General features: G+C 74.2%; 23 protein-coding genes and 1 pseudogene. 9 read left to right on the plus strand and 15 right to left on the minus strand.

Annotation, left to right across the window (positions count from 1 at the left end; genetic code table 11):
* Window positions 1-26 precede the first annotated feature (26 nt).
* A complete protein-coding gene (locus AB0G32_RS26725; protein WP_361168311.1) occupies window positions 27-470 on the minus strand; it encodes a nuclear transport factor 2 family protein in 444 nt (147 codons plus the stop codon).
* A 392-nt stretch (window positions 471-862) separates the two neighbouring features.
* On the opposite strand from AB0G32_RS26725, the gene AB0G32_RS26730 reads away from it, so the two are divergent.
* Entirely contained in the window at window positions 863-1714 is an 852-nt protein-coding gene (locus tag AB0G32_RS26730) for a phosphotransferase (RefSeq protein ID WP_361168314.1), read from the plus strand.
* Between the two features lie 31 nt (window positions 1715-1745).
* Here AB0G32_RS26730 and AB0G32_RS26735 read toward each other — a convergent pair whose 3' ends face one another.
* From AB0G32_RS26735 to AB0G32_RS26770, 8 genes are all read right to left on the minus strand, one after another.
* On the minus strand, window positions 1746-2513 hold the full coding sequence (locus AB0G32_RS26735; RefSeq protein ID WP_361168317.1) for a class I SAM-dependent methyltransferase: 768 nt from the start codon (window positions 2511-2513) through the stop codon (window positions 1746-1748).
* A gap of 80 nt (window positions 2514-2593) precedes the next feature.
* Window positions 2594-3802 carry an aminotransferase class V-fold PLP-dependent enzyme gene (locus tag AB0G32_RS26740; protein WP_361168320.1) on the minus strand — a complete coding sequence of 403 codons (1209 nt, stop codon included), beginning with the start codon at window positions 3800-3802 and terminating at the stop codon, window positions 2594-2596.
* A 4-nt stretch (window positions 3803-3806) separates the two neighbouring features.
* Window positions 3807-5138: a pyridoxal-phosphate dependent enzyme gene (locus AB0G32_RS26745; RefSeq protein ID WP_361168323.1), complete on the minus strand. Its 1332-nt coding sequence runs from the start codon at window positions 5136-5138 to the stop codon at window positions 3807-3809.
* Window positions 5135-6595 (minus strand): Y4yA family PLP-dependent enzyme, encoded by a 1461-nt coding sequence (locus AB0G32_RS26750; protein ID WP_361168382.1) that lies wholly within the window; start codon window positions 6593-6595, stop codon window positions 5135-5137. The genes AB0G32_RS26745 and AB0G32_RS26750 overlap by 4 nt, the downstream gene beginning before the upstream one ends.
* Window positions 6596-7052: 457 nt before the next feature.
* Entirely contained in the window at window positions 7053-8069 is a 1017-nt protein-coding gene (locus AB0G32_RS26755; protein ID WP_361168326.1) for a DUF2891 domain-containing protein, read from the minus strand.
* Entirely contained in the window at window positions 8069-8719 is a 651-nt protein-coding gene (pcp, locus tag AB0G32_RS26760; protein ID WP_361168329.1) for a pyroglutamyl-peptidase I, read from the minus strand. Before pcp ends, AB0G32_RS26755 begins: the two co-directional genes overlap by 1 nt.
* Window positions 8720-8776: 57 nt before the next feature.
* The gene (locus AB0G32_RS26765; RefSeq protein WP_361168332.1) at window positions 8777-9751 is read right to left on the minus strand and encodes a DUF979 domain-containing protein; all 975 of its coding nucleotides are present in this window, start codon (window positions 9749-9751) and stop codon (window positions 8777-8779) included.
* The gene (locus tag AB0G32_RS26770) at window positions 9748-10467 is read right to left on the minus strand and encodes a DUF969 domain-containing protein (protein WP_361168335.1); all 720 of its coding nucleotides are present in this window, start codon (window positions 10465-10467) and stop codon (window positions 9748-9750) included. Before AB0G32_RS26770 ends, AB0G32_RS26765 begins: the two co-directional genes overlap by 4 nt.
* 155 nt (window positions 10468-10622) lie before the next feature.
* Between AB0G32_RS26770 and AB0G32_RS26775 the strand changes: the two genes are divergently transcribed.
* Genes AB0G32_RS26775 through AB0G32_RS26785 form a run of 3 tightly spaced genes read left to right on the plus strand, consistent with a single transcriptional unit; the run spans window position 10623 to window position 12873 of the window.
* On the plus strand, window positions 10623-11375 hold the full coding sequence (locus tag AB0G32_RS26775; protein WP_361168338.1) for a 5-oxoprolinase subunit PxpA: 753 nt from the start codon (window positions 10623-10625) through the stop codon (window positions 11373-11375).
* Window positions 11372-12019 carry an allophanate hydrolase subunit 1 gene (locus AB0G32_RS26780; protein ID WP_361168341.1) on the plus strand — a complete coding sequence of 216 codons (648 nt, stop codon included), beginning with the start codon at window positions 11372-11374 and terminating at the stop codon, window positions 12017-12019. The genes AB0G32_RS26775 and AB0G32_RS26780 overlap by 4 nt, the downstream gene beginning before the upstream one ends.
* A complete protein-coding gene (locus tag AB0G32_RS26785) occupies window positions 12016-12873 on the plus strand; it encodes a biotin-dependent carboxyltransferase family protein (RefSeq protein WP_361168344.1) in 858 nt (285 codons plus the stop codon). Before AB0G32_RS26780 ends, AB0G32_RS26785 begins: the two co-directional genes overlap by 4 nt.
* 12 nt (window positions 12874-12885) lie before the next feature.
* Here the strand turns inward: AB0G32_RS26785 and AB0G32_RS26790 are convergent, their stop codons facing one another.
* From AB0G32_RS26790 to AB0G32_RS26805, 4 genes are all read right to left on the minus strand, one after another.
* Window positions 12886-13365: an NUDIX domain-containing protein gene (locus tag AB0G32_RS26790; protein WP_361168347.1), complete on the minus strand. Its 480-nt coding sequence runs from the start codon at window positions 13363-13365 to the stop codon at window positions 12886-12888.
* 69 nt (window positions 13366-13434) lie between these two features.
* Complete coding sequence (lnt, locus tag AB0G32_RS26795; protein ID WP_361168350.1) at window positions 13435-15048, minus strand: apolipoprotein N-acyltransferase; 1614 nt, start codon at window positions 15046-15048, stop codon at window positions 13435-13437.
* 45 nt (window positions 15049-15093) lie between these two features.
* Complete coding sequence (locus tag AB0G32_RS26800) at window positions 15094-15639, minus strand: hypothetical protein (protein ID WP_361168353.1); 546 nt, start codon at window positions 15637-15639, stop codon at window positions 15094-15096.
* Between the two features lie 79 nt (window positions 15640-15718).
* Window positions 15719-16504 (minus strand): aspartate/glutamate racemase family protein, encoded by a 786-nt coding sequence (locus AB0G32_RS26805; protein ID WP_361168356.1) that lies wholly within the window; start codon window positions 16502-16504, stop codon window positions 15719-15721.
* Window positions 16505-16561: 57 nt separating this feature from the next.
* On the opposite strand from AB0G32_RS26805, the gene AB0G32_RS26810 reads away from it, so the two are divergent.
* On the plus strand, window positions 16562-17746 hold the full coding sequence (locus AB0G32_RS26810) for a glycosyltransferase (RefSeq protein ID WP_361168359.1): 1185 nt from the start codon (window positions 16562-16564) through the stop codon (window positions 17744-17746).
* 19 nt (window positions 17747-17765) lie between these two features.
* On the opposite strand, the gene AB0G32_RS26815 is transcribed toward AB0G32_RS26810, so the two are convergent.
* A complete protein-coding gene (locus AB0G32_RS26815) occupies window positions 17766-19025 on the minus strand; it encodes a TerD family protein (protein WP_361168385.1) in 1260 nt (419 codons plus the stop codon).
* Between the two features lie 311 nt (window positions 19026-19336).
* Here AB0G32_RS26815 and AB0G32_RS26820 point away from each other — a divergent pair, with 311 nt between their 5' ends.
* From AB0G32_RS26820 to AB0G32_RS26835, 4 genes are all read left to right on the plus strand, one after another.
* On the plus strand, window positions 19337-19783 hold the full coding sequence (locus AB0G32_RS26820; protein WP_361168362.1) for a DUF6643 family protein: 447 nt from the start codon (window positions 19337-19339) through the stop codon (window positions 19781-19783).
* 43 nt (window positions 19784-19826) lie between these two features.
* Window positions 19827-20654, plus strand: a complete 828-nt coding sequence (locus AB0G32_RS26825; RefSeq protein ID WP_361168365.1) for an MOSC N-terminal beta barrel domain-containing protein — start codon at window positions 19827-19829, stop codon at window positions 20652-20654.
* Between the two features lie 219 nt (window positions 20655-20873).
* On the plus strand, window positions 20874-21479 hold the full coding sequence (locus AB0G32_RS26830) for a hypothetical protein (protein WP_361168368.1): 606 nt from the start codon (window positions 20874-20876) through the stop codon (window positions 21477-21479).
* A 155-nt stretch (window positions 21480-21634) separates the two neighbouring features.
* Window positions 21635-24070 carry a right-handed parallel beta-helix repeat-containing protein gene (locus AB0G32_RS26835; protein WP_361168371.1) on the plus strand — a complete coding sequence of 812 codons (2436 nt, stop codon included), beginning with the start codon at window positions 21635-21637 and terminating at the stop codon, window positions 24068-24070.
* Here AB0G32_RS26835 and AB0G32_RS26840 read toward each other — a convergent pair.
* Window positions 24040-25437 (minus strand): annotated as a pseudogene (locus AB0G32_RS26840) (hypothetical protein); the annotation flags it as partial. The gene AB0G32_RS26835 and the pseudogene AB0G32_RS26840 overlap by 31 nt on opposite strands.

Here is a 25437-nt window from a genome sequence, read left to right on the forward strand (position 1 = left end):
GCGGTATCGGTCACCCGACTGCACTCTCACCGGTCGCCGGTGTCGAAGGCGCGGGCGACGGCGAGGCTGTCCTCGTAGACGTGGTGCCGGGTGATCAAGCCGTCCGCGAAGGTGAGGTGCAGGGCGAACCGGGCCCGGTAGGCGCGTCCGGTGGACCGGGCGGTCTGGCGGATCTCGCCCAGCAGGACCGCGTCGGGTCCGTCGACGAGGATCCGTTCGATCTCCGTGGCCACCTGCTCGGGTACGTGGTGCTCGCCGAGCTCGCGGTAGTGGGCGGCCGCGTCGGCCCGGGTGGCGCGGTGCCGGATCCAGGGGGTCTCGGGACGGCCGTGCTCGTCCTCGGGCCAGCTCACACTCCAGTCGACGTGCTCGGCGTACAGTTCGGCGACGCGCCCGGGGTCGCCCTCGCCCATCCGGCGCAGCAACTCCTCGACGGCGGCGCGGGTGTCGGTGGGTACGGCTGCGGCCATGACGGGTCCCTTCGTACGGCCGGACCCCTGATCGCCCGGCGCGCCCACCAACCTAACTGCCCGTTCCCGAACGGACATTGGGTTTCGGCGAGTGCGCGACGCCCGCCGCCGCCCCGCGGTCTTGACACCGGTGGTGAGGCCGATGGCGTGCAGGGACTTCTCGCCGGGTTCGGAGACGCAGACGGTGGCGCCGCGGATGAACAGGGTGGCAGCGCGGAGCCGTCGGTGACACCCCGATCGCGCAGGAATCCGACCTGTTGCCGCTCGACAGGGCCCGCCCGGCCGGGACGAGCCACCCGGGAGGCCGGGCCCGGCATGGCAACAGCTGAGTATGCTGCGCACGCCGCCCGCCCGGCGCGGCACGGCGGCGTTCCGGGGAGCGGGTGGCGACGATGCGGGTGCCGCAGGTGCGGCGGGCCACCGCCGCGGCCGTCTCGACCGCCGTGTCACTCCGCCTGCCGGTCGACGACACGGCCGTCCTCCATGACTCGAACAAGCTCACGCTGCGGCTGCTGCCCTGCGACGTGCTGGCCCGGGTGGCCCCCGAGGCGGATCAGGTCGCGCACTTCGAGGTCGACCTCGCTCAGCGGCTCGCCGGGGCGGGGTGCCCGGTGGGCACTCTCGATCCCCGGGTGGCACCCCGCGTGCACCGGCGGGATGGCTTCGTGATCACGCTGTGGACCTACTACGAACCCGCGACCGCCGCCGCGGCCGCACCGGCCGACTACGCCGACGCGCTCGCCCGGCTGCACGCCGGCATGCGCCGGCTCGACATCACGGCACCGCACTTCACGGACCGGGTCCAGCAGGCACAGGACCTCGTGGCGGACCCCGGCCGCACGCCGGCGCTCGCCGATGCGGACCGGGAACTGCTCCGTGACACCCTGCGCGACCTGAGACACACCGTCGGCGAGCACCGCGCCGCCGACCAACTGCTGCACGGCGAACCGCACCCGGGCAACGTCCTCGGCACGCGGGACGGGCTGCTGTTCATCGACTTCGAGACCTGCTGCCGCGGACCCGTCGAGTTCGACCTCGCCCACGCGCCCGAGGCAGTCGCCGCGCACTGCCCGGGCGTCGACCAGGACCTGCTGCGCGCGTGCCGGCTGCTGATACTGGCGATGGTCACGGCCTGGCGCTGGGACCGGGACGACCAGTTCCCGGACGGCCTCCGGATGGGCAGGCAGTGGCTCGTCCGGATCCGGGCGGCACTCGGGGACGCCGGCCCGGCCACCCACGGCTGAACAGGACCTGCCTTGCCCGCACCCCTCGGCCTCACCCCTTGACGGCTACGAGGACACAGCTGTCCCCCACCTGCCACACCGGTGTGACATGCCGGAAGCCCGCCTGGTGCAGCAGTTCGGCATGGCGGCGCACGGAGAGGTGCCGGTTGCCGCCGCCACCGCCGGACGACGGACGGCACCGCTCCCGCTGCTCGAACAGATCGGCCAGCTCGGGATCGGCGGCCACCGCCTTCCACCAGGACTCCCAGTCCTCGTGGCCGTGCTCCCCCGCCCGTTCGGCCCGGCGCCGCCCCACATGGGCGGTCAGGTCGGAGCAGGGCCGCACGTCCGGCGGGAAGTGATCCCCGTTGATCAGCGCCCCGCCGGGCCGGAGCAGCGCTCCGAGCGTGCGGTACGTCTCCAGCAGGACGGCGGCCGGCAGATAGTGCAGGGCCGTCGTCGAGACCGCGACGTCCAGGCTGCGGCACAGCTCCAGGGCGTCGGTCCAGCCGTCCTCGCCGATGACCGCGTCCACGTACCGGGCGGCGTCCGCGTGATGGGTGCGCCCCAGCTCCAGCAGCACCGGGTCCATGTCGACCGCGACGATCTCCGCGTCCGGCAGCCGGCGGGCGAGCCGGGCCGACAGGGAGCCCGGACCGCACCCCAGATCGAGCAGCAGCGGCCGGGCCCGGCCGGCGCACACGTGCTCGACCACGTCGGAGATCACGGTGAACCGCTCCTCGCGGTCCACCGCGTACCGCTGCTGCTGCCGCTCCCAGCGCTCCACCCACGTCCTGGCCGTCTCCATGCTCACGCCCATCCGGTCGCGCCACCTCTTCCGTCTCTCATCTGTCGCACGTACCACGCAATCTACAGATGGAAACGATTGTCAGTAGCCTCTCACGCCAACGACTCGAGTACGGCCAGCAGGCGGTCGATCTCCTCCTCGGTGTTGTGGACGTGCAGACTCACCCGCACCACCGCGTCCTTCTCGTCCGCGCCCGCCTGGCAGAGGCTGTCGGCCCGGACCATGAACCCGTGGCTGAACAGGATGAACCCGAGGTCGTCGGAGGGGATGTCCCGGTGCCGGAAGGTGACGATGCCCTGCCGCCGCTGCCCCTCGGGAAGCGGCGAGCCGGCGGCCAGGCTCGCGGCGCAGCCGAGGATCTCGTACACGTCCAGCAGCCGCAGCCGGTCGGTCAGCCGGGTGGCCAGCCGGACGGCGTGCCGTGCGACGCGGTCCACACCGGCCGCGTCCAGCCAGTCCAGCGCGGCCAGCAGCGACACGACGCCGACCGTGTTGGGGGTGCCCGCCCAGCCGGCGGGGGTCAGCACGGGACCGCGGGTGTTGCGCGCCCACACCGCCCCCGTGCCGGGCAGCGCCATCGCCTTGTGGCCGGAGAAGACCACGAAGTCGACGTCGAGCGCCGGGTCACCGACGTCGACCGGGAGGTGGCCCACGCTCTGCGCGGCGTCCAGGCAGATCGGCACCCGGGGGCCGACGGCGGCGCGCAGCCGGTGCACGTTCATGTCACCGCCGTAGACGTGGTGGACGTGGGTGGCGGCGACGAAGCGGGTACGCGGCCCGACGGCCTCGGCCAGCGCCCGGTGGTCGTAGTCGCCGGAGGTCTCCTGGTACGGCAGGGCCCGCAGGTGTACGTCGACACCGCGGGCGGCCAGCAGCCGCCGGGCCTCCTGCCAGGGTTCCAGGTTGGCCCGGTGGTCGGAGAGCGGGACCAGGATCTCGTCGCCGTCGGCCAGTTGGGGCACCAGCCAGTCCCGGGCGACGGTGCGCAGGCCCTCGGTGGTGCCGCTGGTGAAGTGCACCGAGGAGTGCTCCGCGTCCCGGTCGCCGAGGAATTCCTTGACCCGCCACCGGGCCCGTTCGACCAGTTCGGTGGTCTTGTTGGCCCAGGGGTAGGTGCCCCGGCCGGCGTTGGCGTTGGTGGTGGTGAGGTACGTCTGTACGGCGTCCAGTACGGCTTGCGGTTTCTGCGCGGTCGCCGCGCTGTCGAGGTACGCCAGTTCCGGGTGCCCGGTGATGATCGGGAACTGTGCCCTCAGCTTGCGCTGCCACAGCCGGTCCTCGTCAGGTGTGTACTCAGGCATCAGGTCACTCCCGTACCAGGGGGGCGCCCGCGTCCCGCCAGGCGACGATCCCGCCGGCCAGACTCCGCACGTCCGGATGTCCCATCCCGGTCAGCAGCGCCGCGTACCGCAACGACTTCTCCCCCACCGGACACGCCAGCAGCACCGGCACACTCTTGCTGAACGGCAGCCCACCGCGCACCAGTTCCCCGAACACCTCGTCCACGATGTTCACCGACCCGGCGATGTGCAGCGCCGCATACGCGTGCGGCCCCCGGAGATCCACCACCAGCGGACGCGGCCCCTCCTGCGCCAGCCACCGCCGTGCCTCAGCCACCTCCACCACCCGCGCCTGCGCCTGCGACACCTCCGCCACCGGGCTGCGCCGGGGAGCGCGCCCCACCAGCTCCGGACGACGCTCGCGCACGTAGCTCAGATAGCTCTCCGCCCGGTCGCACACGATGAACACCGCGCTCTCCCGCCGCCCCGTCCCCTCCAGCCCGGCATCCACCTCCCGCAGTTGCCGCACCGCACCGAAGTACGCCGCACCCCCCGTCGGCCCCGACAGCAACCCGCACCGCCGGATCAGCGTCACCATCCCCTCGATCGCCTCACCCGACGACACCGACGCCATCACGTCGTACGTCACCGGGTCGAACAGACCGACCTGACGCACCTCGTCGATGGTCCGGATGCCCGGAATGAAATCCGACTTCCCCGCCACCAGACCCAGCACCCGCACCCCCGGATCGTGCTCCCGCAGCACCCGCGCCACCCCCGTCGAGGACCCCGCCGTCCCCACACACGCCACGAACCAGTCCGGGACCCGGCCCTCCAGATCCTTCACGATCTCCGGACCCGTCCCCTCCGCGTGCGCCTCCACATTGCGCGGATTGAAGTACTGATCCGTATGCAGATAACCGGCGTCCGGCTCCGACAGCGCCTGGTGGAAACGCGTCAACGGATCATCCGTGTCTGTCGGGTCCAGGCACTCGCTCTGCCCCGGCAACTCCTCGATCTCCGCCCCCAGCAGCAGCAACAGCTCCCGGACCTCCGGCACCCGCATCCGGTTCGTCACACTCTTGAACCGCAGCCCGTACAACCCCGCCAGCAACGCCAGCGCCTTCGCGGTGTTGCCGCTGGACAGCTCCACCACCGTCCCGCCGCCCCCGCCGCCGGCCGCCGCCTCCAGATGCGGACGCGCCATGTGCCACGCCGGACGGTCCTTCACCGAACCGAACGGATTCAACATCTCCAACTTCGCGAACAGATCGATGTTCCGCAGCCCGTGCACAGCCGGATCGATCCGCACCAACGGCGTGTTGCCAATGGCCTCGGTGATGCTGTCGTACCTCATGACCGCACTCCCTGCGCGTAGCTGACCGGCCAGTAGTCCTCGTCCAGGCACCAGCGCCAGGACCCGCCCGCCCGCTCGGCGGCCACGGTCCGCGCGACCGGCTGGCGCTGCGCGCGGTGTGCGTGGAAGTCCATCGCGTACCCGGCGGTGTTGACGAACGCCAGCAGGTCCCCGGCCCGCGGCAGCCGGGGCAGGAAGACGACCCGCCGGGTGATCAGATCGGCCTCCAGACAGAGATTGCCCACCAGGTGCACGCCGACCGGCCCGGTGCCCTCGTCCGCCGCGTCCGCCGGGCCGCCGCGGGGCAGCAGCACCGGGTCGACCAGGACACCGTGCTCCTCCAGGCTCACGTCCCCGGCGTTCATGCCGAGGCGCACCAGATGCCGGTCGTCACCCGTGGGCCGTACGTCCAGCACCCGGGCGAGGGACAGACCGCACTGGTCGACCAGTGCGCGTCCCGGTTCGATGTACAGGTCGTGCAGGTGCTCCAGCAACAGCGTGGCCGGGGCGCGGCCCAGCACCGGAGCGGGGCGGGTGAGCAGTTCCTCGAGGTAGTCGGGGCCGGCGACGGGCCGGTGCGCGGGGTAGAGCGCCGCCGAACCGCGCACCGTACCGCCCTCGTTGCGCAGTCCGTAGCCGTGTCCGCGCCAGGCCAGCGGCGGGCGGATGCCCAGTACCGCCTCGCTCAGCGCGGTGGTCCAGCGCTCCCACTCCCCCGCGTCCTCGACATAGCCGACCCCGAACCCGCCGCCGACGTCCACGGTGCGCGGCGCCAGCCCGCGGGCCCGGCACTCGTCCAGCACCAGCACGCACTGTTCCAGGGCGCGGGCCTTCTCCTCCAGCGCGGTGGTGTCCAAGTGGTAGGCCACTCCGGTCAGTTCGACGACGTCCGCGTACCGTTCCAGCGCCGACCAGAGCGCGTCCGCGTCCCGCACCGGGGTGCCGAAGCGACTGCGCCGGGACAGCATGCGGGTGCCGGCCGCCCGGTCCGCCTCGAACCCCGACAGCCGCACCAGGACATCGACCCGGCCCAGGCCGCACTGGCGTACCAGCCCCGCCAGCAGCTCCAGTTCGCCGGGCGAGTCCAGGTTGACGGTCGCCCCGACCCGTGCGGCCAGCCACAGGAACTCCGCGTCCTTCGGGCCGGTGGCCATCACCCGGTCCCCGGTGAACCCGCAGCTCACCGCGTGCCGCAGCTCCGCCAGGGAGGCCACGTCGACGCCGACCGCGGCCGGGTCGCACGCCGCCAGTCTGCGCACCAGGGCGCTGGAACGATTCGCCTTGTGCGCGAAGTACACCCGTCCGGCCAGGTGGTGACGCCGGTAGACCGACCGGAACCGTCCGGCGTTCTCCGCGACGACCTCCGGCAGCAGCACGTTCAGCGGTGATCCCAGCGCGTCCACCAGCGAGTGCAGGAACGGCACATCCCCCAGCAGCGCGGCGAGCGGTGGATCCACCCGCGGCCGCAAGTACAAGGGCGCGTCCTTCACTGAGTACCCTCCCCATGTCGGCCGGTCGCCGCCTCGTTGTCGCGACAACCGCTCTCGATCATCGTTTCCATTTAGGCGCGCCGCTAAGCCACCGTTTCGCGCGCACCGTCACCACCGTCACGTCCGGCAGCGGGGTGGGCGACCCGTGCGGTGCCGGCGGCGGCCGGAGCGCCGCGACGGCGGTCGGAACGGCACCGGTCACACCGAGAAGGCCGTCCCGCTCAGCGTCGACGACGCACCGGCCCGCGTCAACGCGGTCGCGGACGGCCGGAAAGCGCAGGGCCGTTCCGGCGTGGGGACGCCGGAACGGCCGGGGGTCGGGGAAGGACCGGGGTTCGGGCAATGACCGGGGTCCGGGGAAGGACCGGGGTTCGAGGAATGACCGGGGGCCGGGGAAGGACCGGGGCCGGGGAACGGTCCGAGGTCAGTGGCCGTCGAGGGCCAGCGTGGCGAAGGTGGCCAGCCAGTGATCGGTGGTGAAGTCGCCGCGCTCCACCGCCGGCAGGCCCGCCGCGAGGTGGGCGTCGGCCGCCGTGCTCAGCCGGTCGCGGACCGGCCCGGCGGGCAGCGCGTCCGCGAGGGAGCGCAGCGCCGCCGCCCGGCTGAGGGCCAGGCCCAGCAGGTGGCCGATCTGCGGGTCGGCGTGGTCGGAGACGACCGGGACGTCGAGCAGCGCGCAGGGGGCGCCCGTGCGCAGCGCGGGCAGGAAGCGGTCCAGCCACGGCGCGAATCGCGCCGCCGGCAGCACCCGGCGCACCGCGTCCGCCTCGCTCAGCGCCGGGGACAGGAAGTCCTGCCCGGACGGCTCCCAGTGCGCCGGCGCGTCGTGGTCGTCGGCGAACCAGGCCAACAGGCGCTCCCGCACGGCCTGTTCGGTGCCGGCCGACAGTTCGCCCGAGTCCAGGGCGAGGCCCAGCGCGAAGGCGCTGTTGGGGTGGTTGCCGTGGCGCACCGGATAGGTGGCCCTGGGCAGCCAGTCGGCCAGCAGCCGGTCGACGACGGCGACGGCCGGGGCCAGCGCCTCGGTCCAGCGGGCGCCCTCCCGGGTGCCGCGGGCCCGGCACTCGGCGGCCAGCGCGAGCAGCCAGGCCCAGCCGTAGGGCCGCTCGAAGGAGGGGTGGTCGCGGAGATAGGCGGCCTCGACGGCGAGGTTGCCGGGGGTGAGGTGCCGGTCCAGTACGTCGACGACGGCCTCGGTGCCGGGCAGCGCGGGGGTGCCGCCGTACCTGTTGAGCAGCCGGACCAGCAGCCAGTGCATGTGCGCCGAGGAGTGCCAGTCGTAGGCGCCGTAGAACGCCGGGTGCAGGGTCCGGGGCTCGATCCGCTCGTCGGCGGACCCGATCAGGTGGGCCGGGAAGTTGGGGTACTCGCGGGTGATGTTGGCGAGGGCGAGCCGGGCGAACGGCGTCGCGTAGGTGCTGAGCGGGGTGCTGAGCGGCATCAGTGGGTGGCTCCCTCGGTGACCTTCAGGTCCTGGCCGGCGGGGGTGCGGGCGGCGGCGGTCAGCAGGGCCCGCAGGCCGTGCGCGACGGTGGCCGGCGGCAGGGCGGGTGCCTGGCCGTCGGTGACCTGTTCCGGCGCCCAGGGGACGTGCGCGAAACCGCCCCGCAGGTGCGGGAACTCGGTGGCGATGAGGTGGCCGAGGCCGTAGGCGACGTGGTTGCAGACGAAGGTGCCGGCGGTGTTCGAGACGGCGGCCGGGACGCCGGCCGCGCGCATCGCGGCGACGCACGCCTTGACGGGGAGGGTGGAGAAGTGGGCGGCGGGGCCGTCCGGGACCACCGGTTCGTCGACCGGCTGCCGGCCGTTGTTGTCGGGGATGCGGGCGTCGTCGACGTTGATGGCGACGCGTTCGACGGTGACGCCGGGGCGGCCGCCCGCCTGGCCGAGGCAGAGCACCAGGCCGGGAGCGACGGTGCGGACGGCCGCGCGCAGGGCGTCGAGGCTGTCCCCGAAGGCGCAGGGCAGTTCGACGGCGGTGACGGTGAGCCCGGCGGGCGGTTCGGCGGCCACCAGGGACGCCGCCTGCCAGGACGGGTTCACCCGCTCGCCGCCGAAGGGCGCGAAGCCGGTGATGAGGACGCGGGTCACTGCGATTCCTTCCTGGAAGGGCTCAGGAGTTGCTCGGAGATTCCGTACGACGACGGCTCAGAAGGCGAAGACCGCCATGATCACGGTGCAGCAGCCGAGCAGCGCGATGCCGGTGGGGAGCTGGGCCTTGATCGGCCCGTACTGGTCCTTCAGTTCGAGCAGGGTGGCCGGCACGATGTTGAAGTTGGCGGCCATCGGGGTGCAGAGGGTGCCGGCGAACCCGGCGAGCATGCCGATCGCGAGTACGCCGGGCTCGTTGCCGTGCATCTGCTGGATGAGCACCGGCCAGCCGATCGCCGCGGTCATCACCGGGAACGCGGCGAAGGCGTTGCCCATGATCACGGTGAACAGGAACATGCCGACGCAGTACGCGACCACCGCGAAGTACTTGGAGTCGTCGGGGAGGACCTTGTTCATGATGTCGCCGACCTGGTCGCCGACCCCGGCGGCGGCGAAGATCGAGCCGAGTACGGCCAGCAGCTGGGGCAGCAGCAGCGCGGAGCCCATCGCCTCCAGCATGGAGCGGCCGGAGTGCACCGGGACGGAGACCTTCTTCTCGCCGGTGACCAGCATGCCGACCACGAGGGCGGCGATACAGCCGAGGCCCAGTCCCAGCAGCGTGGCCTTGCCGTCCTCGAACAGGCCGGACTCGTCCAGCACGGAGGCGCAGACGATGGCGACCAGCGGGATGGTCAGGGCGGGGATGAAGATCTTGTTGCCGAGCCGGGCGGCGGACGCCTCGCGCTGCTCACCGGTGGTGGTGACCGGCACGCCCTTGCCGAGGAAGTTGAACCCGGCGAGCACGATCAGGGCGAGCACGGCGACGCCGAGCGGTTCGGCGGGCAGCGTCCAGCCGCCGTTCTTCGCGGTGGCGTTGGCCACCCCGGTCCCGTAGGGGAAGGTGAGGCCGAGCAGGCCCCAGAAGGCGGCGGACGTCCACCGCTTGGGGTTGGTGCGGTCCATGGCCATCTGCGCGGCCATGACGACGAAGACCAGCCCGATCAGCCAGTAGAGCCATTCGACCTTGATCACTTGTCGGCCCCCTCGGGAAGCGGCAGGTCGTGCTCGGCGGCGGCGAGTGCCATCTCGCGTTCGAGCTGCCTGTCCATGAGCAGCAGCCGGGCGCCGTGGATGAGGAAGGCGCAGACCGCGAGCGGGATCGCCCACAGGGCCAGCTGGGTCGGTTCGATGTCCTGGTGGTACGTGGAGTTCACGAAACCGGTGATCAGCAGGATGGAGCCGATCGCGATGAAGCAGTCCTCGCCGAAGAAGACGCCCACGGTGTCGGCGGAGGCGGAGTAGGAGCGCACCTTCTCGCGCAGCCGGTCGGGCAGCTTCGCCCCCGTGGTGCGCTCGGCGGCGGCCTCGGCCATCGGCGCCACCAGCGGCCGCACGGTCTGCGCCGGGCCGCCGATGCTGTTCAGGCCGAAGGCCGCGGTGACCTGCCGGACCAGCAGGTAGACCGTGAGGAACCGGCCGGCGCTGAGCCGGCCCAGGCGGCCGATGAGATTACGGGCCTGTTCGCGCAGGCCGTAGCGCTCCAGCAGGCCGATCACCGGGAGCACGATGGCGTAGACGGTGACCGAGCGGCTGTCGGCGAAGGACCGGCCGAAGGCCGCGAGGACCTCCAGCGGATTCATCCTGCCGAGCAGGCCGGTGACGATACCGGCGACGCCCACCACGAGGACGGGATTGCGGCGCGTGACGAATCCGAGGATCACCACGACCACACCGAGAAGCACGATCATTCGGTGGCCTTCTTCAGGCTTTGGGGAGGGGGACACGCACACGAACCGGGGAAACCCGGATAAGTGGCAGATGCACGGACCCTAGGCGATCGTTGAACGATCTAACAAGACCCAAACTCTTGTCGAATCGTTCAACGATCTATTAGGTTCGAGGTGTGATCGACCTCAACGCGGACCTCGGTGAAGGCTTCGGCCGCTGGACCCTGACCGACGACGACGCCCTGCTCTCCGTCGTCACCAGCGCCAATGTCGCCTGCGGCTTCCACGCGGGCGACCCCTCGGTGATGCGGCGCGTCTGCGACCGGGCCGCCGAGCGCGGTGTGCGGATCGGCGCCCAGGTGTCCTACCGCGACCTGGCCGGCTTCGGGCGGCGCGCGATGGACGTGCCCGCCGACGAACTGGCGGCCGAGGTCGCCTACCAGATCGGCGCGCTGCGGGTCTTCGCCCGCGCCGCCGGGACGGACGTGGTCTACGTCAAGCCGCACGGCGCGCTCTACAACCGCACCGTGCGCGACGACGAGCAGGCCGGTGCCGTGGTGGCCGGCGTCCGGCTGGCGGGCGGGGACCTGCCGGTGCTCGGGCTGCCGGGGTCACGGCTGCTGGCCGCCGCCGGGGCGGCCGGGCTGACCGGCGTGCCCGAGGCGTTCGCGGACCGCGCCTACACCCCCGAGGGCACCCTGGTCCCGCGCCGCGAGCCGGACTCCGTCGTCACGGACGCGGACGCGGTGGTGCGCCGCGCGGTGGCGTTCGCGGTGGACGGCACGGTGCGAGCGGTGGACGGCAGCACGGTCACGGTCGCCGCGCGTTCGCTGTGCGTGCACGGCGACACCCCGGGCGCTGCCCGGATCGCCGCGCGGGTGCGTACGGCGCTGGCGGCGGCCGGCGTCGAGGTCGGACCGTTCGCATGACACCACGACCGCCGCTCACGGCACGCCCCGCCGGGCGGCACGCGCTCCTCGTCGAACTGCCCGACGCCGAGCGGACCGCCGCCTTCCACGCCGAACTGCTGCGGCGCCGCGCGGCGGGCACGCTGGTGCCGGTCGAGGAGATCGTGCCCGGCGCCCGGACCGTACTGCTGGACGGAGTACGGGACCCCGACGCGCTGGCCCTCCGGATCGCCGAGTGGCGGATCCCGGCCGTCACCGCCGACGACGGGGACGTCGTGGACATCCCGGTGCGCTACGACGGCCCGGACCTGTCCGACGTCGCTCAGCTGTGGGGAGCCGCGCCCGCCGAGGTCGCCGCCCGCCACTCCTCCTTCATCTACCGGGTCGCGTTCTGCGGTTTCGCGCCGGGCTTCGGCTACCTCACCGGACTGCCGCCGCACCTGCACGTGCCGCGCCGCGCCACGCCCCGCACCCGGGTCCCGGCCGGAGCGGTCGCGCTGGCCGGCCCCTACAGCGCGGTCTACCCGCGCGCCACCCCGGGCGGCTGGCAGCTGATCGGCACCATGCCCGACCCGAGCCCGCTGTGGGACCCGGCGCGGGAGCGCGCGGCGCTCCTCACCCCGGGCAGCCGGGTGCGCTTCGTCCCCGTGGCGGACGCGCCATGACCGCCAAGCTCACCACCGTGCGGGCCGGCGCGCTCACCACCGTCCAGGACGCGGGCCGGCCCGGCCACGCCCATCTGGGCGTGCCCCGCTCCGGCGCGCTGGACGCGCCCGCGACACGGCTGGCCAACCGGCTGCTCGGCAACGATCCCGGCGCGGCGGTCCTGGAGACCACCGTGACCGGCTGCGCGCTGCGGCCCGACCGGGCCGTCACCGTCGTGGTCGGCGGTGCGCCCTGCCCGGTGACGGTGGCCGGCCGGCCGGCCGCCTGGGGCGCGCCGGTGCGGGTGCCGGCCGGCGCCGTGCTGGACGTCGGGGCGGTGACGGCGGGCGTGCGTTCGTACGTCGCGGTGGCGGGCGGCGTCGCCGTGGAGCCGGTGCTCGGCAGCCGCGCCACCGACCTGCTCTCCGGGCTCGGCCCGGCCCCCCTGCGCGACGGCGACGTGGTCCCGGTCGGCACCCCCGCACCGCCGGCCCCGGCCCCGGCCGCCGCCCCCTGGCCCGCCCCGCCCACCGAACTGGTCCTCCCGGTACGTCCGGGCCCGCGCGCCGACTGGTTCACCCCGGCCGCGCTGCGCGCCTTCACCTCGGCGGTCTACCGGGTCTCCCCGCACAGCAACCGCATCGGCCTGCGCACCGAGGGCCCGGCCCTCGAGTGGGCGTCGACGCACGAGCTGCCCAGCGAGGGCATGGTCCTGGGCGCCGTCCAGGTCCCACCGGACGGCCACCCGGTGGTCTTCCTGCACGACCACCCGACGACGGGCGGCTACCCGGTGATCGCGGTCGCCCCCGAACCCGCCCTCGCCGCCGCGGCCCAGGCGGCGCCGGGCACGCCGGTGCGGTTCGTACTGGGCTGACGCGCCGCCCGGTCAGTCGACGGCCGGCGGCTCGAACCACGTGGGCGCCTCCGCCAGCGCCTGCTTGATCCGGGACCGGCCGAAGTCGCCGATCTCCGGCAGGGCGTCCACCGCGAACCAGCCGACGTCCAGCGACTCGTCGTCGTTGACCCTGGCCTCGCCGCCGAGGGCCCGGCAGCGGAAGGTGATGTCCATGTACTGGCAGATGTCGCCGTTCTCGTACGTCACCGGGTTCAGCGCCTGGACCAGGACCACCCGCTCGACCGCGCACCGCACCGCGGTCTCCTCCCACACCTCGCGCACCGCGCAGGCCGCGGGCTGCTCCCCCGGCTCCGGGATGCCGCCGATCAGCGACCAGCGCCGGGTGTCGGTCCTGCGGTTCAGCAGCACCCGGCCGTCGTCGTCGAAGACCAGGGCGGTGACCCCGGGCAGCCACAGCAACTGGTGGCCGGCGGTGGCGCGGAGGGTGCGGATGAAGTCGGGAGTAGCCATGCGCCCGACCCTAACGGGAGCGCCGGGCCCGGCACCGGGATCCACGCGGGGCGTGCGACGGGCGTACCGCTACACGCCACCGGCGCGCCGCCCGCGCACACCGGCGGCGACCGCCCAGCCGAGGCCACCGGCCGCGACCAGCACCAGGAGGAGCTCCGGCAGGACGCCGAGCTTGGTGGCGGGGGTCTCGGAGGAGCGCAGCGGCACCTCCTGGACCAGGGAGCCGGCGACGAACATGCCGGTGCGCTGGGTGATGGTGCCGTCCGGCAGGATGATCGCGCTGACGCCGCTGGTCACCGGCACGGTGACGGTCCGGCTGTGCTCCACGGCGCGGACCCGGGACATGGCGAGCTGCTGGTAGGTCATCTCGCTGCGGTCGAAGGTGGCGTTGTTGCTGGGCACCGAGATCAGCTGAGCGCCGTCGGTGACCTCGGAGCGCACCGCCCAGTCGAAGGCGGCCTCGTAGCAGGTGACCAGGCCGACCCGGGTGCCGGCCATGCTGAAGACGCCGGGTTCGGTGCCGCGGCTGAAGTCCTGGCTGACCATCGACGTCCAGTCGCTGTTGATGGCGCCGATCAGACCGCGCAGCGGCAGGTACTCCCCGAACGGCTGGATCTGCCGTTTGTCGTAGGTGTCGACGGGGCCCTTGTCGGGGTCCCAGAGGATCTGCTCGTTGTAGAGCCTGCCGTCGCGCCGCACCACCCCGCCGACCGAGATCGGGGCCTTGATCGCCTTGGCGGCGGCGTCGATGACGTCATAGGCGTCGGCGTTGGCGAACGGGTCGATGTCGGAGGAGTTCTCCGGCCACAGCACGATGTCGGGGCGGGCCACCTTGCCCGCGTCCACCTGGGCGGCCAGCCGCCGGGTCTCCCGCGCGTGGTAGTCGAGCACCGCGCGGCGCTGGGCGTTGAAGGCGAGCCCCGCGCGGGGCACGTTGCCCTGGACGACGGCGACGGTGGTGGTGCCGTCCTCCGCCTCGTCGCTGACCAGCGTCCTGGCGGCGAGGGCGCCCAGGACGGGGACGGCGACGCCGAGCAGGGCGGCGACGGCCGCGCCCTTGTGCACGGCGCGGGTGCGCCGGGCGGTCAACGCCAGTTGGACCGCCTCGTACAGGCCGAAGCCGCACAGGACGACCGCGAAGCCGAGCACCGGGGTGCCGCCCAGCGCGGCGAGCGGGAGGAAGACGCCGTCGGCCTGGCCGAAGGCGATCTTGCCCCAGGGGAAGCCCTCGAACGGCACGCGCGCGCGTGCCGCCTCGCCGGCCGTCCAGATCGCCGCCGCCCACACCGGCCGGCCGGGCAGCTTGGAGACGGCGGCCACCCCCGCGCCGACCAGCGCGACGAACAGCGCCTCGATCGCGGCCAGCGCCAGCCAGGGCCCGGGGCCGACCTCCACGCCGGTCCACACCAGCAGCGGCAGCAGGAAGCCGAGGCCGAACAGGTAGCCGAGGCCGAGGCCCGCCTTCCAGCCGCGCCCGCGCAGCACCCCGCCGAGGACGGCGAAGGCGGGCAGCGCCAGCCACCACAGGGTGCGCGGCGGGAAGCTGACGTAGAGCAGGACGCCGGCCAGGGCGGCGACGGCGGCGGGCAGGAGCCGGCGGCCGAGGCGCGCGGCGCGCGAGGCGGGCGCGGTCCGCGGGTCCGGCCGGTCCGGCCCGGCGACGGATGGTGCGGTGACGGTCACCCCGGGAGTGTACGTGGGTGACCTGGGCCCGGCCCGGGCACCGCCTCAGTGCGCGGTGCCGGGGGCCTTCGGGCGAAGCCGGTCCTTGATGACCAGTACGGCCGCCTCCGCGTCGTCCACGGTGATGGTGAACGTGTGGCCGTCCCACAGGCGCAGCACCACGCCCTCGCCGCGCCGGACCACCACGGCGGTGCCCTTCTCCGGTCGCCACCGGTAGCCCCAGCCGCCCCAGTGGCGCGGGCACACGATCGGGGCGAACTCCGCGCCGGCCACGTGCGACAGCGGGATGCGGCGGCGCGGGACGCCGATGTGACCGCAGCGCACTTCGAGGCATTCCCGGTCGACCTTCAGCGCGACGTGCACGAAGGCCAGGGTGCCGAAGAGGACCAGCAGCCCGGCCGCGATGCAGCCGACGACGGCCATGGCCAGCGCGGCGATGCCGGACTCCCAGGCCGAGACGACGGCCAGCTCGATACCGAGTGCCATGCAGGCGGCGCCGATCAGCGCCAGCAACCACTGGACCCGGTTGGTGGCGCGGCCGGTCCAGACATCGGGGTGGGGCACGTGCCCGCCGTGGGGGTGGTCCCTCATGGCAAAGAGGTTACTCACGATCGGCGCCGTGTGTACCGCGCTGCGCAGGGTCACTGGGCCGACCGGGCGCCCGGCCGGCTCAGCGCGCGGGCGTGGCCGTCCGCAGCAGCCGGCCCTCGGCGTAGCTGAGCGCGGGCGCGGGCAGCACGCCCTCCCGGCCGCTGAGCAGCACGGTGAGGGTGCCGTCGGCGGGGGCGTCGGGGGCGGGTCCGGCGCCGATCCGGCGCAGTGCCTGGGCGGCGACGGCGCCCGCCGAGCCGTGCAGCGCGAGCGGCGGGCGGCCGGGCCGCCGCACGGCGGCCCGGATCCGCTCGGCGACCAGTTCGTAGTGGGTGCAGCCGAGCACGACGGTGGTGACGTCGGCCGGGGTCAGCGCCGCGGCGGCGGCCACGGCGGCGTCGATCGCGGCCTCGTCGGCGTGCTCGACGGCTTCCGCGAGCCCGTGGCAGGGCACCTCGGCGACCGGCACGCCGTCGGCGAAGTCCCGGATCAGGCCGCGCTGGTAGGCGCTGCCGGTGGTGGCGGGCGTCGCCCAGATGGCGAACGGGCCGCCGCCGGCCGCGGCGGGCTTGATCGACGGGACGGTGCCGACCACGGGCAGGCCGGGCTCGTGCCGGTCCCGCAGGGCGGGCAGCGCGTGCACGGTGGCGGTGTTGCAGCCGACGATCAGGGCGTCCGGGCGGTGCGCGGCGGCCGCCTCGGCGACGGCGAGGGCGCGGCCGGTCAGGTCCTCGGGCGTACGCGGTCCCCAGGGCATGCCGTCGGGGTCCAGGGAGAGGATGAGATCGGCGTCCGGTCGCAGGCGCCGTACCGCGGCGGTGGCCGCCAGCAGACCGATTCCGGAGTCCATGAGCGCGATCTTCACCCGGCCACGATAGACGATGACAGGCGCGGGCCGGCCGCCGTGGGGGAGACTGCGCACGTGAACGCCGTTGTCTGGATCTCCGCCGTATCACTCGCCGCCTGGCTGTGGCTGCTGCTTGGCCAGGGCTTCTTCTGGCGCACCGATGTCAGGCTGCCGCCCCGCCGCGGTCCCCGCCCGGGCGCCGGGTGGCCGTCCGTGTGCGTGGTCGTCCCGGCCCGCGACGAGGCGGCGGTACTGCGGGACAGCCTGCCGTCGCTGCTCGCGCAGGACTATCCGGGGCGGGCGGAGATCTTCCTGATCGACGACGGCAGTACGGACGGCACCGGCGCGCTGGCCCGCGAACTGTCCCTCGGGGTGGGCGGGCTGCCGCTGACCGTCGCCTCGCCCGGGGAGCCGCCCCCGGGCTGGACCGGCAAGCTCTGGGCGGTGCGGCACGGCATCGGGCTGGCCCGCGCGCGCGAACCGGAGTACCTGCTGCTGACGGACGCCGACATCGCGCACGCGCCGGACAGCCTGCGGGAGCTGGTGGCCGCCGCCCGTACCGGGGGCTTCGACGCCGTCTCCCTGATGGCCCGGCTGCGGGTGGCCAGTGTCTGGGAGCGGCTGGTGGTACCGGCCTTCGTCTACTTCTTCGCGCAGCTGTACCCGTTCCGCCGGATCGGCCGGCCCGGGTCGCGGACGGCCGCGGCGGCGGGCGGCTGTGTGCTGCTGCGCACCGAGACCGCCGAGCGGGCCGGCATCCCGGACGCCATCCGGCAGGCGGTGATCGACGACGTCGCGCTGGCCCGGACCGTCAAGCGCGGCGGCGGGCACATCTGGCTGGGGCTGGCCGACCGGGTGGACAGCGTGCGGCCCTATCCGCGCCTGGCCGACCTGTGGCGGATGGTGGCGCGCAGCGCGTACGCCCAGTTGCGGCACAACCCGCTGGTGCTGCTCGGCACGGTCGCCGGGCTGGCGCTGGTGTACCTGGTCCCGCCCGTCGCGCTGGTCGCGGGCGTGGTCACCGGGAGCGCGGCGGGCGCCGTCCTCGGCGCTCTGGCGTGGCTGGTGATGACGGGGACGTACCTGCCGATGCTGCGCTACTACCGGCAGCCGCCGTGGCTGGCGCCGCTGCTGCCGTGCACTGCGGCGCTGTACCTGCTGATGACGGTCGACTCGGCGGTCCAGCATTACCGGGGGCGGGGCGCGGCGTGGAAGGGCCGGACCTACGCCCGTCCGGAGGCCGTTCCCGAGGAGGGCTGACCGCCCGTGCGCGGGCGGCTCATTTGCGGCCGGGCGTCCAGTTCATGCCCCAGCCGTAGGCGCGGTCGACGGTGCGCTGCGGGCTGACGCCGCGCTCGGGGACCAGGTAGCGGGCCTCGCGCTGGACGACGAGGTCGTCGCCGGTGTTGGTGATCAGGGCGAGCGCGCACACCGTCGAGGGGACCGTGCACTCGTCCAGGGAGAAGTCGACCGGGGCGCCGTGCTGCGGGCGGAGGGTGACGGTGGCCTTCAGGTCGGCGAAGGAGCGCGCGCCCTCGTAGATGGTGACGAAGACGAGGACGCGGCGCAGGTCGCGGGTGTGGTCGAGGTTGACGGTGAGGTTCTCGCCGCTCGCCACGGCGCCGGTGCGGTCGTCGCCGTCGAGGTGGATGAACGGGGGCCGGTCCAGGGCGCCGTAGGCGTTGCCGAGGGACTGGATGACGCCCTTGGTGCCGTCGGCGAGTTCGTACAGGGCGCACAGGTCGAGGTCGAGGCCGCCCTGCGGGGCGAGGGACCGGCTCAGCCTGCGCACCCAGCCGGAGCCCGGGCCCGGGCCCGAGGACGGCCCGCGGGTCTGCCAGTTGAGGTTGACGTGCAGGGCGCCGGAGGTGCCGCCCTGCTTGGTCAGCGAGACGGACGGGGCGGCCTTGGTGAGCGTGACCTTCGTCAGCCGGACCGGCGGTGCGGGAGACCGGCCCGGCGCGGGCGCCGGGGGCTGCGGCACGGGCGCCGGGGTCACCTGCGACCGCGGGGCGCGCGGCGGGTCGTCCACCGTGATGCCGTAGTCGGTGGCCAGGCCCGCCAGTCCGCTGCCGTAGCCCTGGCCGACGGCGCGGAACTTCCAGCCGCCCTGGCGGCGGTAGAACTCGCCCAGCACGAAGGCCGTTTCGACCGTCGCGCCCGGGTTGTCGAAGCGGGCCGCCACCGTGTCCCCGGCCGCGTCCCGGACCTCGATGCAGAGGCCGGGGACCTGGCCGAAGGTGCCGCCGTCGGCGGAGGCGGCGAGGACGACGGTCTCGACGGCGGGCTCCACGCCCGCCAGGTCGACGAGGAGGCTGTCGGTCGTCCGGCCGCCGGCTTCCCGCTTGCCCTCGTGGCGGACGGCTCCGGAGGGGTGCGCGGGCTGGTTGTAGAAGACGAAGTCCGCGTCGGAACGGACCTTTCCGTTCACCAGGAGCAGCGCCGAGGCGTCCACGGCGGGCACGCCCGGGCCGGCCCGCCAGCCCATTTCGACGCGCAGCGCCCCCGTCGGCACCGCGGTGTTCGAGCCTTTGGCCATGACCATGTCCGGCTCCCTCATCTCCTGCCGACAACGCGCCCGGGCGCGTTCCGCGCCTCCGTCCATTCTGCCGCGCGTGGCGCGTTTGCGCCGTTGCCCGCCCGGCCAACTCCCCCGGACGGCCCGGGGAACCGGGCCGCAACCGGCCGGTAACACGTTCGCAAGTCGGCCTTTATCAGAAGATCGTGTTCCGGGCATGCCCTTTTTCGTCAAGTTCGCTCGCATTGGGGATCCCAGGTCACGGCGGACACGGAAAACAACCCTCTTATCGGTCTCCCCAACCAGCACATCGTGGGCTTAACTTATGTGCCATGACCTCCCCCCGCTCCACCTATGGCGGCGGCTACTACTCCGCCTCCTTCCCGGACACCCCGATCTACGACTCGCTCGTGGCCGAACGGGGCACTCCGCAGATCGCCCCGATCCGGGTCCCCGCCGCGTACGACGCCCCGGGCAGCCACCTGCCGGCCCTCCCGTCCGCGCTTCCCGCCCTGCCGGCGGCGCCCTCCCAGCCTTCCTACGGCTACCCGCAGCAGGTCCCCCAGCCCGCGCCCTTCCAGCAGGCCCCCGCCGCCTACATCCCGCAGCAGATGACGGCGCCGCGCGGCTACCCCGCGCCCCAGCAGCCCCAGCAGCCCCGCCCGGCGGCGCCCGCGCCGACCGGGTACGAGGCGATGCGCCCGGCGGCGCCCCGGCCCGCGCCGGCCCCGGCGCCGTACCAGGACCCGTACAACAACCAGCAGTACCGGGGCTACTGAGCCGGACCCGCCCGCTGTCGGTGCCGCCTGGCACGATGGCCTCATGGGGAACGCGCGACTGCGGTCGATCCACGTACATCCGGTCAAGGCGTTCCGGGGCGTCTCGCCCCGGGCGGCCGAGGTGGAGCCCTGGGGGCTGACCGGAGACCGCCGCTGGATGCTGGTCGACGACGGGGGAAAGGTCGTCACGCAACGCCAGCGGCCGAGCCTCGCGCTGGCCGCCGCCGAGCCGCTGCCCGGCGGCGGCGTACGGCTGTCCGCGCCCGGTGCGCGGCCGCTCACGGTGCCCGCGCCGGACGGCGGGGAGACGGTCATGGTGGAGCTCTTCCGGGACAAGGTCCGGGTGACACCGGCCGCGGACGAGGCCGCGCACGCGTGGTGCGCGGCGTACCTGGGCGCTCGGACACGTCTGGTCCACCTGGACGACCCGGCCACGCGCCGGCCGATCGACCCGGTGTACGCGCGGCCGGGCGAGACCGTGTCCCTCGCCGACGGCTATCCGCTGCTGCTGACGGCCACCGCCTCGCTGGACGCCCTCAACTCGCTGATCGCGCGGGGCGATCACGCCGCCGAGGGCCCGTTGCCCATGGACCGGTTCCGGCCCAACGTGGTCGTGGACGGCACCGGGGCGTGGGCGGAGGACGGCTGGTCGCGGGTGACGATCGGCGAGGTCGCCTTCCGGGTGGCCAAGCCCAGCGGACGGTGCGTGGTGACCACCACCGACCAGGCCACCGCGGCCCGCGGCCGGGAGCCCCTGCACACCCTGGGCCGGCACCGCCGCCGGGACGGCAGGCTGCTCTTCGGGCAGAACCTGGTGCCGCTGTCCGGCGGCACGGTACGGGTCGGCGACCCGGTCACCGTCGACGGCTGACCCGGCGCGAGCGGTCCGCCGGCCGTGATCGTCCGGCGGGAACCCGGGGGCGGGTGCCGCGCGTTGACCCGGATGAGAAGTTCGTGAGTGGTCCGCCGGGCGCCCGGCGGCAGCCGCCGGGCGGTGAGCCACCGAAGGTGATCTCGCTCTCTCTTCGACGGCCCCGCTCATGAACGGGGCGGTCCGGGGTTATCACGGAGCGGGAAGGGGGTGCGGACCGTGCGAGCGATCAGGGGACTGTGGCGCTGGCGGCACAATCCGCTGCGCCGCGCGACCGACCTGGCCGAAGCCTGGGTGGCGCTGGCCACCCTGCTGTTCATGGTGTGCGTCGCACCGGTGCTGGGCGTGCTGGTGGGCACCGCCGCCGACGACGCCCTGCGCCGTTCGGTCCACGACCAGCAGGAGACCCGCCACCGGGTGACGGCCACCGTCGTGCGCGAACTGGACCGCTCACCGCTGGAGGTGGACCCGGAGACCGCCGCCGCGGGTGACCTGCGCAGCCGTGTCCTGGCCGAGTGGACGGCACCGGACGGATCGGCCCGGCGCGGCCCGGTCCTGGCGGGCATCGACTCCCCGCACGCCGGCGACCGCTTCGGGATATGGACGGACGAGCACGGCCGGACGGTGGCCCGTCCGCTGGACGCCGCCACCGCCATGACGCACGCCGTCCTCGCCGGGACCGGCGCCGCCCTGGCGGCCGCCGCCCTGGCCGAGGGAGCGCGCCGGCTGGTCCTGTGGCGCATGGTCCGGCGCCGCTACGCGCGCCTGGATCAGGCCTGGGACCGGGCCGGTCCGGACTGGGGCAGGACGGGCACCGGCTGTTGACCGGGTTGCGCCTCCGGTCAACCCACCCCTGCGGCGCACGCTACGGTGGACCGGCCGAACCCGTTTCGGCATCGACCCGCGCGTGAGAAGCACCGGGGCATGCCCCCGGCGGCCGACGAGCCATCAGTACGACGAGGTGGGGGCACAGCAACGCCATGGCACAGGGCACGGTCCAGGTGACGCACACCGGTACGTCGCGGTGGCGGCGCCGCACGGGCGAGTACGCATCACTCGCCGCCGCCCTGGAGGCCGCGGCCGACGGTGACGTGCTCACCATCGCCCCCGGCACCTACCGGGAGAACCTCGTGGTCCAGCGGGCGGTGACCCTGCGCGGTCCCGACGGCTCGCACGGATCGGTGCGGATCGCGCCCCTGGACGGGGTGCCGCTCACCGTGCGCGCCTCGGCCGTGGTGCAGGACCTGCACGTCGAGGGACAGGACGCGGCGGCACCCGCCGTACTGATCGAGGAGGGCACTCCGGAACTGCTCGACGTCCGGATCGTCACCCGCTCCGCCGCCGGGATAGAGGTGCGCGGCGCCGCGCGTCCGACGGTGCGGCGGTGCTCCGTCGACAACCCGGCGGGCATCGGCATCGCGGTGGTGGACGGCGGCGGCGGGGTGTTCGAGGAGTGCGAGGTGGTCGCGGCCGGCCAGGAGGGCGTCGCGGTGCGCTCCGGCGCCCGGCCCCGGCTGGAGCGCTGCCGGATCCACCACGCCGCGGGCTCGGGCCTCACCGCGACCGGGGAGCACTCCTCGGCGGAGGCCGTCGGGTGCGAGATCTACGAGGTGCGGGGCAGCGGCGTCCAGGTCACCGGCCGGGCCACCGCGCACCTCACCGACTGCGACGTGCACCGCACCACCGCCGACGGCATCACCCTGGACACCGACGCGGTACTCACCCTCGCCGACTGCCGCATCCACGACATCCCGGAGAACGCGGTGGACCTGCGCTCCCGGTCCGTCCTCACCCTGACCCGCACCACCGTGCGGCAGTTCGGCCGCAACGGCCTGTCGGTGTGGGACCCGGGCACCCGGGTGGACGCCAACCAGTGCGAGATCTTCGACAGCACGGGCGACTACCCGGCGGTCTGGGTCAGCGACGGCGCCACCGCGGTGCTCGACTCCTGCCGGGTGCACGACGTGCCGGACGCCCTGTTCGTCCTGGACCGCGGCTCGCGCGCCGACGTCGTCGACAGCGACCTCTCCCAGGTGCGCAACACCGCAGTGTCGGTGAGCGACGGCGCCACCGCGCAGCTCGACGACTGCCGGATCCGGGAGGCGGCGACCGGCGCCTGGTTCCGCGACCACGGCAGCGGCGGCACGCTGAACAACTGCTCCATCGACGCCACCCGCACCGGGGTGATCGTCACCAAGGGCGCCGACCCCACCATCGAGCGCTGCGTCATCGACTCCCCCGGCGAGGCCGGCGTCTATGTGTCGGCCGGCGGCCGCGGCAGCTTCCTGAACTGCCGGGTGACGAACAGCGGCGGCTACGGCTTCCATGTGATCGACGGCTGCCGCAGCACGCTGCGCAAGTGCCGTGCCGAGCGGTGCGCGCGCGGCGGGTACGAGTTCGCGGACGCCGGGGCGGACGCGGGCGACGCGGGTCCGGTGGTCGAGGACTGCACCAGCGACGAGAGTACGAGCCTTGGGCCGCCGCAGACCCGGGAGCCCGCGGTGCAGACGGTGACCCGGTCGCCGGGGCTGCTGGGCTCGATCCCCGGCCAGCGCAGTACCGAGCAGGAGCCGCTGGTCACGGCCGCCGAGCCGGAGCGGCCGGCCCGTTCCTCCCAGGACGTGCTGGGCGAACTGGACGCGCTGGTGGGCCTGGAGAGCGTCAAGCTCGAGGTGCGGGCCCTGATCGACATGATCGAGGTGGGCCGGCGCCGGCAGCAGGCGGGCCTGAAGGCGGCGTCGGTCAAACGGCACCTGGTCTTCACCGGCTCCCCCGGCACCGGCAAGACGACGGTGGCCCGGCTGTACGGCGAGATCCTGGCCTCCCTCGGTGTGCTGGACAAGGGCCACCTGGTCGAGGTCTCCCGGGTGGACCTGGTCGGCGAGCACATCGGCTCCACGGCGATCCGCACCCAGGAGGCGTTCCAGAAGGCGCACGGCGGGGTGCTGTTCATCGACGAGGCGTACGCCCTCTCCCCCGAGGACGCCGGGCGGGACTTCGGCAAGGAGGCCATCGACACCCTCGTCAAGCTGATGGAGGACCACCGGGACTCGGTCGTGGTGATCGTCGCCGGCTACACGGCGGAGATGGAGCGGTTCCTGTCGGTCAATCCCGGGGTGGCGTCCCGTTTCTCACGGACCATCACCTTCGGCGACTACGGGCCCGAGGAACTGCTGCGGATCGTGGAGCAGCAGGCCGACGAGCACGAGTACCGGCTGGCGCCGGGCGCGGCCGAGGGCCTGCTGAAGTACTTCACGGTGCTGCCCAAGGGCCCGGCGTTCGGCAACGGGCGGACCGCCCGCCAGACTTTCGAGGCGATGGTGGAGCGGCACGCGAGCCGGGTCGCGCAGGTCGCGGACCCCAGTACGGACGAGCTGACCCTGCTCTACGCCGAGGACCTGCCCGCGCAGCCCTGAGTCCCGCCGTCGGCGCCCGGCACCGTGCCGGGCCCGTCCTCGTCGGGCCGGGGCGCGGGCACCTCCGGGCGCAGCCGGGCCAGCAGCCGCCGGCGCTCCTCGGCGAACGCCGGGTCGGCCTGGTAGTCGCCGTGCTTGAGGATCGGCGCGGGCAGCGGGTGCTCGGCGGTGCGGCCGTAGGAGAGGGGGTCGTTCAGCGCCGGCCGGTCGACCTCCGGGCCGCAGTCGCCGGGCAGCCGCACCGGGCCGCCGATCGGGTCGGTGAGCCGGTACAGATTGCGCCAGCAGTCGATCTCCCGGTGCAGGGCGGCGAGCGAGTCCGGTCCGAAGTAGGCGGGGAACCAGCGGCCGTAGAGCCGCTCCAGCGGGGAGCCGTAGGTGAGCAGGGCGACCCGGCCGCGGGCGGACGGCTCCAGTTGCCAGGCCGCCGCGGCGGCCAGCACGCTGCCCTGGGAGTGCCCGGAGAGCACGAGCCGGCCGCCGGTGGTCCGGGTCCAGGTGGCCATGCGCCAGGTGAGGTCGGGCACGGCGCGCTCGGCGTAGCAGGGCGGGGCGAACGGGTGGGCGGCGCGCGGCCAGAAGGTGCCGACGTCCCACAGTATGCCGATGCTGCGCCGCGCGGAGGCGTCCTTGTAGGCGCGACGGCCGCCGGTGACGAACAGTATGAAGCCGAGGCCGACCAGCCAGGAGCCCACCGCCTGGGCGGTCTCGGCGGCGCCGTGCACGACGGCGTACGAACCGTCGGCGGTCTCGGCCGGGGTCCGTCCGGTGGCCAGGGCGCCGACCAGGGCGGCCAGACCGAGCACGAAGGTCGTGGTGGAGACGACGGTGACCAGCAGCGGCACCCGGTCGGTGAGGCCGGCCATCGCGCGGGCGGCGGCGACCTTGCGGCTGGGGGCCGGGTCGCCACTCTCGTCGGGGTGGCCGCCCGCCGCCTCGTCGGTCGCCTCGGCGCGTTCCGCGCGGGCCCGGGACCAGGTGCGGCGGGCGAGCAGGGCGAGCAGCGCGAGCAGCACGAGGAGCAGCGGCGGGATGACGGACGCCTGCCAGGTCAGCAGGACCGGCGGGCCGGCGAGGGAGGTGCCGGTGCCGTCCAGCCAGTCCGACACCCGCTGGGCGACGCCGCCGGACATGACGCCGCCCAGGGCGCCGGCGAGCATGACGACGGCGGGTCCGCCCAGGCCGCGCATCGCGGTGCGCCGGTCGGGCGCGGTGCGGTACAGCAGGTGGGCGACGACGGCGAGGGCGATCACCAGCAGTCCCTGCGCGGCGGCGAGGCCGCCGAACACCGCGTCGCCCGGCAGCCGCCCGGCGGACGCCCACCCCGGCCGGTCCCAGCCGGCGTACACCGCGGCGAGCAGCAGCAG

This window comes from Streptomyces sp. NPDC023723 (assembly GCF_040639815.1).
In the GTDB taxonomy this organism is placed as follows: domain Bacteria; phylum Actinomycetota; class Actinomycetes; order Streptomycetales; family Streptomycetaceae; genus Streptomyces.